We start from the raw sequence: 12,819 nt of genomic DNA on the forward strand, positions 1-12,819 counted from the left end.
TTAATCCTGGGATATTCATGTTAAAATGCATTTGTACGTAGCTCCTTTTCATACTTGTTTCTCGACAATTCAAGTATAAAAGAAACAGAAGTTACGTGCATTTTTTTATGCACAATTGTAGGAAAACCCCAACAAATATTATAGAACCAAAAAATAAAGAACTCCCGTCAAGTCGTTATTTGACGGGAGTTTATAATTACATCGCTTGTTCTTCTGCATCGTTTTGTTGCATCATCACTAAATGGAATAAATCTTTTGGAATATAATACAAATCATAAACTTCTTGGTTTTTGTTAATCTCTGCATAAATGGAAGGATGTGATTCGTTTGCTATTATTGTATAAGGAAGTTTTTCTGCAGCACGAATACTTTTTGGATTCGTTTTACGAATGCGCAAAAATACCGTGTGGATATCTAGCTCGAAAAATAACTCTTCTAGAAATTGTTCTTTAGCTTTCTTATTGTACCCAAGCCCTTGGAATTGGGTACCGATCCATGTGCCAAGAAATCCAGCTCCATCTTCAATATCAAATAAATTAATGGTACCGATTGGCTGACCGAAATCACTTATAATCGTGCGAGTAATGACAGTACCAGCTTCCTCTTCTTCCATTAACTGTTTCGTTGAAAACCAATATTCATCCACTGAATATGCTTTATGGCGTACATAAGGCAGTACAGTTGGATCCGACATAAGTTCATAGAGAGAAGTACATTCATGCAAATCTCGTTTTTTTATCAAAAAAAGCGCCCCCTAAAGAACCCAAAAAATGAGCGTAGTCATCCTAGGTCCCAGAAATTTTTCATTTCGAATTGCATAAAAAATTTCGGGGTAGGAATCGAACCTACTAGGACCAGCTCAAAACTGGTGGCGCACCATTTGCCTTCCCTCGGCAAAGTGAACTTTGCCTTATAAAATTATTTGCATTAATAATATACTTTGTTTTCACCGTTTTGCATAGTCTTAAATCGTGTCAAATTTATTAAATGTTTGTAAAGAAAAAAAACTAAATACTTGTATGTTACACTTGAAATACATATGATTATAGGGTACAAGTACTTAATGTGATAGGAGTTTGTTTAAGAATATGCCTTACCCAATTATTACGCAAAAACAATTCCATTTATTATATGATTTAGTTGACGATTATGTGTTTTTTATGCGTAAAGAAGGAAATACATTTTTCTATGAATATATCAATAAAAAGGCGGAAGAAATCTTCGTTGAAAATCCTCAAGGAATGCGATTAGAGCAATGTTTTGATGATTTTCATTGTAAAACAATTTTCTATCATTATAATAGAGCGTTTATGCTTAAACAGTCTGTTTCTTACCAGGATCATCACTGTATAAAAGGTGCAACATCTGTTAATGAAACGACCGTAATTCCTATTTTTGATGAAGAGAATATGTATATATTAGCAATAACAAAAGCAGTGATCAAAACAAAAGAAATGCAAGATTCCACTTATATATTAGAAAGTTATCGAAAAGGAGTAAATGGTGCGGCCCTTGTCGCAATGACTAATGAAGACGGCATAATCGAAATGGTAAATGAATTATTCGAAACGACTTCTCAGTTTAAAAAAGAGGAATTAATCGGAAATTCATTTTGGATGATCAACTCTCATTATCATGAGAACCACTTTTTTGAACAAATGTGGGAAACGATTCAAAAAGGGGAAGTTTGGAGAGGGCAAATACGTAATCGTACAAAATATGGTTCTTTCTATTGGGTGGATGCGACAATTATACCGATTGCCAATGAAAAAGGAATGATTGAGAAATATTTAACGATTCAATTTGACAACACAGAAAAGAAACGAATCATGACGGAACTACGTAATATAGAACGTTCATTCAAACTAATCACAGAACATTCCAACGATCTAATCGCTATTACAGATGAAAATGGCTATTTACTTTATTCATCACCAAGTCATGAAACGATTTTGAAATATGAAAAAGAAGAGTTACTTGGAACTTATTATTTGCAGTTGGTCGCAAAAGAAACTTCTAACATTTTAGAAGATGTTGAATTGTTTTCAACGCAGGAAAACAAAGACAAAATACGCACAGAATTGCTTTTAAAAACGAAAGTTGGTTCCGCTATATGGACGGATACAACTATTACGACAGTGCAAAGTACAGTGGATGATGAAGAAGAAAAGTGGTTTGTTTTTGTATCTAGAGAAAATACGGAAAAACGTGCGTTAGCGGATCAGCTGAAATATTTAGCTTTCCATGATAGTTTGACAGGTTTACCAAACAGAAGGATGTTCGATGAAAATATGCAGGGAGCTACAAAACAAGTATCGGTAAATGCTACAAACATTGGATTGCTATTTATAGACGGTGATAATTTTAAAGAGGTTAACGACCAGTTTGGACATGATATGGGAGATCGTTTTTTAAAAGAGTTTGCGACCAAATTAGAGCAAATTGTGCAACAAGAGATGAAAATATATCGTTTTGGTGGAGATGAATTTATCATTGTTATAGAACAGCTTCATGATTATATGGATGGCAAAAGTGAGTTTCTGGAATCCATTATTCAATCGATTCAACATACCTTTAAAAAAGGTTGGACGATTGACACTGTTCGTTTTTCACCAACCATTTCGATTGGCATTTCTATCTATCCTCATGATGGTCCAAATGCAAATGAGCTGTTGGATAATGCGGACAAAGCATTGTATGAGGCAAAGAAACTTGGTAAAAATAATTTTGTATATGCGAGTACCGTTCATTCATAGTATGAACGGTATTTTTTGAAAGGATTTGTGTATGGTGAAACGACATATTTTACTAATAGAAGATGAGATAAACATTGCTAAATTTGTAGAGTTAGAATTGAAACATGAAAATTTTGTTGTGACAGTTTCCCATGATGGGAGAGAAGGGGCAGAACTTGCATTAGAAAATGACTATGACTTGCTGTTAATAGACGTTATGCTGCCTAATTTGAATGGTCTAGAAATTTGTCGGCGAGTTCGAGGAAAAAAAGAAAAACCCATTATTTTAATAACGGCAAGAGATGCGATTATCGACCGAGTTTCTGGTTTGGAAGCAGGCGCGGATGATTATGTTGTAAAGCCATTTGCAATCGAAGAATTATTAGCGCGAATTCGTGCCATTTTAAGAAGAGTAGATCGTCCACAAGCAGCTATAGATGATCTGACCATTGATGAACTTTCCGTGGATCAAAAGGCACATCAAGTATTTTATCAAAATAAAGAGATTTTGCTTACGAAGACGGAGTATGACCTGCTCGTTTACTTTATGCAAAATAACAATATCGTTTTAACGCGAGATGTCATTTTAGAGAAAGTGTGGGGCTATGAAACGGAAGTTGAGACAAATGTTGTAGATGTGTATATACGACATCTGAGAAAAAAGCTACCAGAAAAAATTGCTTCTCTTATTGAAACGGTTCGTGGAGTAGGATATGTGATGCGCACATGAGACATTGGACATTGCAACGAAAATGGACATATGCATCTGGACTTTCGATTTTTTTGAGTTTTTTTATGATGTGCATTATTCTATTCTTTTCAATTTACAACTGGTTACTTATTTCAGAAGAGAAGACAGCGCAGAATACATTACACGAAGTTGTTAACTTTTTCGAATCAAAAGGGCCAATAATTTCTATTCAAGACATCCAGCGTAATAAAACATTGCTAAATCAACTTGTAAACCAAAAACAGTCGGTTCGCATATTAAATGCTGATGGAATTGAAGTTTTACGCATAAATGATGCGAGCCCGTTTCCAAATTTTTCACCGACATTAACGACAGATTTTCAAAAAGATAAATTAAACAATCAAGTGCTTCTTCATAAAGTATCGGAAATTGATTTTGGTTTATTTAAAGGATATGTGGAGATTTCTCATAGTTTAGAAAATTTCTCGCAATTAATGCGCTATATTCTTATCGCAATGGCTATTTTTACGATCATAGCACTCGTACTTTCCGCATTAATTGGTTACTCATTGTCTTCTATATTACTCAAACCTTTAAAAGAACTTCGTAATGAAATGCAAGAAGCGAAACAGACGAAGTTTTCAAAAGAAGTAAATTTTCAATATGCTACCAATGATGAGATTGGGGAACTTTTAACGATTTATAAACAACTGATGAATGAAGTTTCTGAAACCATTACTAGACAAGATGAGTTTATTCACAATGTGTCGCATGAATTACGGACACCAATACAAGTAGTAGAAGGGCATTTGTCTTTATTAAATCGCTGGGGAAAAAAAGATAAGGAAGTGCTAGATGACTCTTTGCAAATCTCTTTATTAGAAGTACAAAAAATGAAGCTACTAATGGAAGAGATGCTTAAGCTTGCAAAAAGGGAACAGTCGGATGAACAAAAAGAAACGAATATTTCTACAGTCGTTTATGACTTACAGCAAAAATATCGTATTTTAGCACCAATGGTAGAAATTGATTTTTATGGTAACGATAATGAAAAACTACCGATACCAACAAACGCTTTAGAACAAATAATAGGGAATCTAATCGATAATGCGATTAAATATAATATTAATCAACCGAAAATTGTCATAAAAGTAAGGCATAAGGACGCTCAAACTATTCTAACTGTCGAAGATAACGGGATTGGTATTGCAACTGAATTACTACCTAAAATATTTGATCGTTTTTTTGTCGTAGATGAAGCAAGGACGAAAACTAAAGGGGGGACTGGTTTAGGGCTTAGTATAGTAAAACGTTTAGTTTCAGAATACGGGGGGAATATTCATGTAGAAAGTACAGTAAAAGAAGGAACAAAATTTTACATTATTTTCACCAAATTTACAAAAGAGGAATAATCCATTTATATGAAAAAAATATATAGTTCAAATTCTTATTTAATTTGAAAAAAAGCATTGTATTTTTTTCCTAGAGTAGTAAGATGGATATGGAAAAATTGTTCTTTCAAACTATACTTTCAGTCCTTTTGAAAGAGTGGTAAACTATAAATGTGTACATTTTGTGATGGACACAAAATGTTTACATTCGATTTTATTCTACTGTATTTATTTATGTTATTTTTCATCAAAGCCTAGAAGGCACAAAATGTTGGAGGTTTTTCTAAATGTCGAACAATCAAACACCTTGGTCAGCTTTTTCTGGTCCTAACCTTGGTTATGTGATGGAGCAGTATGATTTATTTCTACAGTCTCCGGACGAAGTGGATAGCGAATTAGTAAGTTTATTTCAACAGTATGGTGCACCAACGATTGCATCTACTACATCCAGTGCCAATATTGCTACATCTTTAGTTGCGCCAAACAATTTTGAAAAAGTAATTCGTGCAATCCAACTTGCAGATGCTATTCGCGCACATGGACATTTAACAGCGGATATTTATCCACTAAATGATGGTCCAAAAGAAGATCCGAAAATTGATCCGAAAACATATGGTTTAACAGATCAAGATTTACGAGATGTTCCAGTTTCATTTCTATTAACGAACGCTCCAAGTAATATTACAAATGGTTTACAAGCAATTGATCATTTAAAAGCTGCTTACTCAAACAAAATAGCTTTTGAAATTGCACATATTGTAAATGCAGAAGAAAGATTATGGTTACAAGAAAAAATTGAAAAAGGTGCTGTATTAGAAAAGCTTTCAGCCGATGACAAAAAAGCATTACTTAAGCGTTTAACACAAATAGAAGGTTTTGAGAAATTTATCCACCGCACATTTGTTGGTGCGAAACGTTTTTCCATTGAAGGTTTAGATACGCTAGTTGTCCTAATGGATGAATTAGTACGTCAATCCAATAAAACAAATACCAAACAAGTAAATATTGGTATGGCACACCGTGGAAGATTAAATGTGTTAACACATGTTTTGCAAAAGCCATACGAAATGATGTTTGCAGAGTTTGCACATGTACCAAGCGAGTCTTTTTTACCGAAAGATGGTTCTTTACAAATGTCAGAAGGTTGGTATGGAGATGTGAAATACCACAAGGGTGCAACATTCCGTTCGCCATCTGGCCTAACTTTAAAATTAGCATATAACCCGTCTCACTTAGAAGTAGTAAGTCCAATTGTTACAGGACAAACTCGTGCAGCGCAAGAAACGACAGATGAAGCAGGATATCCTGTTCAAGATAAAAATGCGGCATTTGCTATTTTAATCCATGGAGATGCAGCTTTCCCAGGTCAAGGTGTTGTAACAGAAGTATTGAATTATAGTCGAGTACGAGGATTCCAAACTGGGGGATCTATACATATTATCGCAAATAATATGATTGGGTTTACAACAGAACATTACGATTCACGTTCGACACATTATTCTTCTGATCCAGCAAAAGGATTTGAAGTGCCGATTATTCATGTAAATGCCGATGATCCAGAAGCAGTGCTTGCTGTAGCGAAATTTGCCCATGAATATCGCCAAAAATTTGAAAAAGACATCGTAATTGACCTATTAGGTTACCGTCGTTATGGACATAACGAAATGGACGAGCCTTTAGTGACAAATCCAACGATGTACTATAAAGTTCATCAACATCCAACAGTTCGAGAGCTTTATGGAAAACAATTAGTAGCAGAAAAAGTAATGGACTCTGCTGGTGTAACCACATTAGATGAGTCGATTTTCAGTGGAATGCAAGAAGCATATGATCGTGTGAAAGAGCTTCCACAAACTACTGCTCATGATATCGTTATTCCGGAAGCGGTATTTAATGGATTTCCTAAATTCCAAACTGGCGTAGAGGAAAGTAAGCTTGCCATGATTAATGAAGAGTTGCTAACTTGGACTGCGGAATTTACAGCATTTAAAAAATTAGAGAAAATTTTAAAACGTCGTGAAGAACCATTTAAAGGAAAAGGTAAAATCGACTGGGGTCATGCAGAAACACTTGCTTTTGCAACGATTCTTCAAGATGGAAACTCTATTCGTTTAACTGGTCAGGATGCGCAACGTGGTACTTTCTCTCATCGACATTTAGTGCTACACGACGAAAAAACAGGTGCAGAATTAACTCCAATTCATGCTATTAGTGATGCGAAAGCTTCATTCGTTGTGCATAATAGCCCATTAACGGAAGCCGCTATCTTAGGTTATGAATTCGGCTATAATTTAGAAGATCCAAACTCTTTATCTATTTGGGAAGCACAATATGGAGACTTTGCCAATATGGCTCAAGTGATGTTCGATAACTTTATTAGTGCAGCAAGATCCAAATGGGGGTTAAAATCAGGACTTGTTATGTTATTACCACACGCTGCTGAAGGACAAGGTGCAGAGCATTCAAGTGCACGTTTAGAACGTTATTTACAATTAGCGGCGGAAAATAACTGGACGGTGGCCAATCTTTCGAGTTCGGCAAACTATTTCCATATATTACGCAGGCAGGCTAAAATGTTAAAAGAGGATGCAATTCGTCCATTAATCATTGTGTCTCCAAAATCATTATTGCGTCACCCACTAGTTGGAGCAGATGTTGCTGAACTAACTTCTGGCCAATTTGAAACAGTAATAGAACAACCAGGTCTTGGTCAAGACGCTAAAAAGGTTGAGAAAATCATTTTTGCAAGTGGTAAACTAGCAATCGATTTAGCAGACAAAGTAAAAGACGGGGAAGGTTACGATCACTTACACATTGTACGTGTAGAACAACTATATCCGTTCCCAACTGAAAAGATTCAAGCAATTGTAGAACGTTATCCGAATGTGAAGCAACTTGCTTGGGCGCAAGAAGAACCAGAAAATATGGGTTCATGGAATTTTGCGCTTCCGTATTTATTAGAACTAGCAGATGGCAAAGAAATCAAATATGTAGGTCGTGTGCATCGTTCAAGTCCAGCTGAAGGTGACGGAGATACGTACAAAGTTGAACAAGCACGAATCATTGACGAAGCATTAAAAAGTTTATGAACAAGCCGAGAACACTCGTGACTATAGGTATGAGAGGTTTCAAAGAGAAGCTAGGATAGATATCAGAGGAGGAAATTCAAGTGGCAGAAATTATTGTTCCAGAATTAGCAGAATCGATTACAGAAGGTACGATTGCACAATGGTTAAAACAACCAGGTGAAACAGTAGAAAAAGGTGAGTTCATCGTTGAACTTGAAACAGATAAAGTAAATGTCGAAGTAATTTCAGAAGAAGCTGGAGTAGTTAGTGAATTACTTGCAGCAGAAGGCGATACAGTTCAAGTAGGTCAAGTAATTGCAGTCGTTGGAGCAGGTTCAGGCGCAGCAGCTGCACCGGCACCAAAAGCACCAGAGGCAGAAGCTACACCAGCAGCACCTCAAGCAACAGCGGCTCCGGTTGTAGAAGAAACTTCTACTGAGCAAGACCGTACAATCGCAAGCCCAGCTGCTCGTAAATTGGCTCGTGAAAAAGGCATTAACTTAAGTGAAATTTCACCTGTAGATCCAATGGGACGCGTTCGTGTACAAGATGTTGCAGCGCATAGTTCGACACCAGCACCTGCTAAAGCGGCACCAGCGCAAGCTACTACTGCTCCAAAAGAAGATGATGGTCGTACGACTCGTGAAAAAATGTCTCGTCGTCGTCAAACAATCGCTTCTCGTTTACTAGAAGTAAGACAAAGCACTGCTATGTTAACTACTTTCAATGAAATCGATATGACTAATGTGATGGCATTACGTTCACGCAAGAAAGACCAATTCTTTGAGCAAAACGATGTACGTCTTGGATTTATGTCATTCTTTACAAAAGCTGTTGTTGCAGCCCTTAAAAAATATCCTTACGTAAACTCACAAATCGATGGAACTGATATTGTGAAAAATAATTTCTATGATATCGGTATTGCAGTATCTACAGAAGGTGGACTAGTTGTACCAATCGTTCGTGATGCAGACCGTAAAAACTTCGCTGAAATCGAAGGAAATATTGGTGAACTTGCTAAAAAAGCTCGTGATAACAAATTAGCCCTTTCTGATATGTCTGGCGGTTCATTTACAATTACAAACGGTGGAGTATTCGGATCATTACTTTCAACTCCAATTCTAAACGGTACACAAGTTGGTATCCTAGGAATGCATACTATTCAAAAGCGTCCAATAGCAGTTGGTGAAGAGATTCAAATTCGTCCAATGATGTACGTAGCATTATCTTATGACCACCGTGTAATCGACGGAAAAGATTCAGTTGGATTCTTAAAAATGGTAAAAGAACTTCTAGAAAACCCAGAAGACCTAATGTTAAATTCTTAATTAATGAATCAAAAGCAGATCCTGCCATCAGGGTCTGCTTTTTTTGCTTATGAAACTATAAGAATTTTGACATATGGATATCAACTTAAGAAGGAATTGCATTGCCAATTTGTACTTGATATAGGGATAATGCGTCTAAGTCATAATCATCTCAATCCAAGTAAAGAGCAGTTTGAGAATTGGTTGCTTTCACCAGTAATTTGGTTGCTCTCGTGCGGATATGGTTGCCTTCGCGTTAATTTAGTTGCTTTCCGAATAGAACTGGTTGCTTTCAATGCCGATTAGTTGCCCTTAGCCATTTTTGGGATTTATAGCGTTTGCTTTCGAAGCATTATCTCTATAATATGTCAAAAATCACAGTCATCTCAATCCAAGTAAAGAGCCATTTGTTGAATTGGTTGCTCTCACCGGCGATTTGATTGTCCTAAACCATTTACTGGGCTACGAAAGCTCATTTCTTTATAATATATTCATGCCATTCAATATGCCCATTTGACGTATATAGGCAAGGATAGCCGATTTAGCGCTTTTTTTCTGCTCATTTATTGAAATTCAAGTGTATCAATCGTATACTAAAAGAAAAGGAAGTGTTTAAATGATACATACAAATTGGGCAGCTAAGCCTACGCTAAAAACAGTAACTTGTGTACATACAGATGCGAAGAAATTCTTAGTTAGTAATGTACTTACAGTTGGAAAAACATACGAAGTAAAAAATGAAACAGAAGAGTTTCTATTTGTTGTCGACAATACTGGTAAAGTAGGCGGCTACTACAAAGAATATTTTCAGTAAAGTCCGGTGAATACTCATCGGATTTTTTTCATAAGGAGACTAAACTATGAATGAGTTATTAACGAAAGAACAACAAGTACGGTTAGCCAGAGTACATAATGATGAAGATAGTCGGCTAATAGGGACGGGCGGATATCTATCGCCGAATAATGATTTGTTCACTGATGTACTCATTGCTATTTCATTAAAAAAACCTGTTTTACTAAAAGGACCAACTGGGGCAGGAAAAACAAAACTAGCAGAAACAGTGTCTCACTATTTTCACCAACCAGTTCAGAGCATTAACTGCTCCGTTGATCTAGATGCAGAGGCATTACTTGGCTTTAAAACGATTGTTTTAAAAGATGGAACGAATGCCATTGAGTTTGTAGAAGGTCCCGTCATTGAAGCGATGAAAAAGGGACATATTTTATATATTGATGAGATTAATATGGCAAAAGCCGAGACATTACCAATTTTACATAGCGTCCTGGATTATAGAAGAATGCTGACCAATCCTTTTACGGGGGAAGTTATCCAAGCGCATCCTGACTTTTCTGTCATTGCTGCGATTAATGAAGGATATATAGGGACGACTCCGATGAATGAAGCACTAAAAAATCGCTTTGTATCTTTTTCCGTGCCATATATTTCTGGAGAGTTGCTTGCGAATCTTTGGAATGAAACATTCCCAGCAGCTCCGAAGCAACTAATAGCTCTTATGTTAAATTTAGCGGAAGATTTAATGGGACAAGTAAAACTAGGATTGCTTTCAGAAGAAGCAGCTTCTATTCGAAGCTTATTAGATGCTACAGAATTAGCCCAGTATATGGATCCTATGCGGGCGATAAACTATGCCATTGCAGAGAAACTAGAGGATGAACAAGAAAGAGAACTCGTATTAGAATTAGCCTCTTCTTGGATAAAGTGAGGGATGTAGATGGGCTCTGTTAATCGGTTTATCCAGTTTAATAATGAAACATTAGATGCACGAAAGTTAATGCATTATGAAAATGTTGCAAAAGCGCTAACGAATAATACAAAGCTTCTTGTCAACGAACGAAAGTTAATCGAATATCATCCGGCGGATCAAACGATTTCACTAAGTGTATTTTGGAGGCATCGTGAAGAAGCAATTATGCATGCTGGTCGGTTATCGGATATTTATTTATTAACTGAAGGGTTTTGGAAATTATTTGATGTGAGCGCTTGGAAAGCATTTACACTAAAAAAAGACAAGGATTTGCCAAAGCTACTCAATCAGCTATTATTTTGCCTAGAAGAGTTTCGCTTAATCGAAACAATTCAGAAAAATAGAGTGGGTACTACTAAATATTTTCGCTCAAGGGTGCAAACATATTTGGCTTTTCATAAACAGCAATTATTAGTAAATAGTCAAAAAGGCTTTTTAGCGGATGCATTGATTAGTTATGTATACATCGGTATCCATGAAGGTACTATGCATGCAAAAGGGCCGGATGCATTTCAGTTAGCAAATCCGATTATTCAAAATGTCTACGAAAGTAAAAGTACGCGAAATTCTATTTACCTAGTATATCAACTTTACTATTTATTGAAAGAATATATAAGAACAGATGCATTACATGAATACTATGCTATCCTTTCTGAATCCAATTTACGAACGGAAGACTTTCATTATCATCATGGTGTTAAAGACTCTGAAATGGGTGAGGAAGGACATAAGGAAACGATTGAAGAAATTTTCCGCACCTGGCATCGAGAAAATGAACAAGAAGATGGGGTACATTTACAATACGAGCTAGAGCATGGAAGAGATGGTAAAGCCGATCAACATCTCGCTTCGAGGGAAGGTGAGGATGGTCATGCAATTACAGAGATTGGCCAAGGTAGCTCAGTTGGTGATAGTAGAGAGGGCTTTGCAACAGAACGAGATGAGGAAAAATCTAGTGCAAAGAAAAAAGCGGGAAAGGCATTTGGGAAAGAACATATACATGTAATGTATGAGGAAAAAAGAATGGACGGATCTATATCCAGTCACCATAAACTACAGCTACAAGCCTTTCGTCAAGAGCAAGCTCCTTATGTAAAAGCATTCGTACAAGAGATAAAGAAACGAATGGAACAAAAAAAGATAGATAAGCGTGTAAATCTGTCAAAAGGTAGGCTTGGTTCTAAGTTAACCGCACTTTGGACGGAAGAACGACCAAAACCTTTTTACCAAAAAAATGCACCTAGTACACAGTTGAATGCTGTTTTTGGCTTGCTTGTGGATGGTTCTGCTTCGATGCAGGATAAACTAGAGGAAACGAAAAAAGCTGTTTTGTTGTTTCACGATGTGCTTAGACAGCTTCATATTTCACATGAGATTGTATTACACTACGAGGATGCTTTTGAAGCTTCTGAAACCATGCAGCCAAACACATTTGAGTGGATTCATAAATTAGAAGATGGCGGAAAAGATAGTGGGTTGAACATTTTGTCGATGGACGCCCATGAAGATAACCGGGATGGATTTGCAATCAGATGGATGGGGAAAAGATTAGAGAATAGACCTGAAACACATAAATTTTTACTCGCTTTTTCCGACGGTGAACCTTCTGCATTTGGCTATGCGCAAAATGGTATTATGGATACTGCAGAAGCCGTTGTAGAGCTTGAGAGAAAACATATATCAGTGCTTCATTTATTTTTGAATGATACGGAAGCAACAGAAGAGCAATTAGATTTGTACCGATTAATATTTGGAAAGAAAACCGCAGCTGCCGCATCGCTAGAAAAGTTTTCGGATGAGACATTGAGATTGCTTCGTAAAATGCTTCATCATGTGGTGAAAAGTACTTGAAAAAAACCGT

General features: G+C 36.4%; 9 protein-coding genes. 8 read left to right on the forward strand and 1 reads right to left on the reverse strand.

Annotated features, from left to right (window positions below):
* Window positions 1-196 precede the first annotated feature (196 nt).
* A complete protein-coding gene (locus tag AC1DFT_RS00005) occupies window positions 197-742 on the reverse strand; it encodes a GNAT family N-acetyltransferase (RefSeq protein ID WP_477916472.1) in 546 nt (181 codons plus the stop codon).
* A gap of 346 nt (window positions 743-1,088) precedes the next feature.
* Between AC1DFT_RS00005 and AC1DFT_RS00010 the strand changes: the two genes are divergently transcribed.
* The 8 genes from AC1DFT_RS00010 (at window position 1,089) to AC1DFT_RS00045 (ending at window position 12,809) form a co-directional block, all read left to right on the forward strand.
* Entirely contained in the window at window positions 1,089-2,756 is a 1,668-nt protein-coding gene (locus AC1DFT_RS00010) for a diguanylate cyclase domain-containing protein (RefSeq protein WP_477916474.1), read from the forward strand.
* 31 nt (window positions 2,757-2,787) lie between these two features.
* A complete protein-coding gene (locus tag AC1DFT_RS00015) occupies window positions 2,788-3,465 on the forward strand; it encodes a response regulator transcription factor (RefSeq protein WP_477916476.1) in 678 nt (225 codons plus the stop codon).
* Window positions 3,462-4,838, forward strand: coding sequence for a HAMP domain-containing sensor histidine kinase (locus tag AC1DFT_RS00020; protein WP_477916477.1), 1,377 nt, complete (start codon window positions 3,462-3,464; stop codon window positions 4,836-4,838). The genes AC1DFT_RS00015 and AC1DFT_RS00020 overlap by 4 nt, the downstream gene beginning before the upstream one ends.
* 266 nt (window positions 4,839-5,104) lie before the next feature.
* The gene (locus AC1DFT_RS00025; protein WP_477916479.1) at window positions 5,105-7,906 is read left to right on the forward strand and encodes a 2-oxoglutarate dehydrogenase E1 component; all 2,802 of its coding nucleotides are present in this window, start codon (window positions 5,105-5,107) and stop codon (window positions 7,904-7,906) included.
* An 80-nt stretch (window positions 7,907-7,986) separates the two neighbouring features.
* Window positions 7,987-9,213 carry a 2-oxoglutarate dehydrogenase complex dihydrolipoyllysine-residue succinyltransferase gene (gene odhB, locus AC1DFT_RS00030; protein WP_477916480.1) on the forward strand — a complete coding sequence of 409 codons (1,227 nt, stop codon included), beginning with the start codon at window positions 7,987-7,989 and terminating at the stop codon, window positions 9,211-9,213.
* A 595-nt stretch (window positions 9,214-9,808) separates the two neighbouring features.
* The gene (locus AC1DFT_RS00035) at window positions 9,809-10,006 is read left to right on the forward strand and encodes a DUF6501 family protein (protein ID WP_477916482.1); all 198 of its coding nucleotides are present in this window, start codon (window positions 9,809-9,811) and stop codon (window positions 10,004-10,006) included.
* A 46-nt stretch (window positions 10,007-10,052) separates the two neighbouring features.
* Window positions 10,053-10,916 carry an AAA family ATPase gene (locus tag AC1DFT_RS00040; protein WP_477916483.1) on the forward strand — a complete coding sequence of 288 codons (864 nt, stop codon included), beginning with the start codon at window positions 10,053-10,055 and terminating at the stop codon, window positions 10,914-10,916.
* 9 nt (window positions 10,917-10,925) lie between these two features.
* On the forward strand, window positions 10,926-12,809 hold the full coding sequence (locus AC1DFT_RS00045; RefSeq protein WP_477916484.1) for a vWA domain-containing protein: 1,884 nt from the start codon (window positions 10,926-10,928) through the stop codon (window positions 12,807-12,809).
* Window positions 12,810-12,819 lie beyond the last annotated feature (10 nt).

This window comes from Psychrobacillus sp. 05T411 (genome assembly GCF_056396485.1).

Excerpts from the sequence above, each read along its gene's own strand:
- AC1DFT_RS00010 (WP_477916474.1), top strand. The coding sequence starts at position 1,089 with ATGCCTTACCCAATTATTACGCAAAAACAATTCCATTTATTATATGAT.
- AC1DFT_RS00015 (WP_477916476.1), top strand. The coding sequence starts at position 2,788 with ATGGTGAAACGACATATTTTACTAATAGAAGATGAGATAAACATTGCT.
- AC1DFT_RS00020 (WP_477916477.1), top strand. The coding sequence starts at position 3,462 with ATGAGACATTGGACATTGCAACGAAAATGGACATATGCATCTGGACTT.
- AC1DFT_RS00025 (WP_477916479.1), top strand. The coding sequence starts at position 5,105 with ATGTCGAACAATCAAACACCTTGGTCAGCTTTTTCTGGTCCTAACCTT.
- AC1DFT_RS00035 (WP_477916482.1), top strand. The coding sequence starts at position 9,809 with ATGATACATACAAATTGGGCAGCTAAGCCTACGCTAAAAACAGTAACT.
- AC1DFT_RS00040 (WP_477916483.1), top strand. The coding sequence starts at position 10,053 with ATGAATGAGTTATTAACGAAAGAACAACAAGTACGGTTAGCCAGAGTA.
- AC1DFT_RS00045 (WP_477916484.1), top strand. The coding sequence starts at position 10,926 with ATGGGCTCTGTTAATCGGTTTATCCAGTTTAATAATGAAACATTAGAT.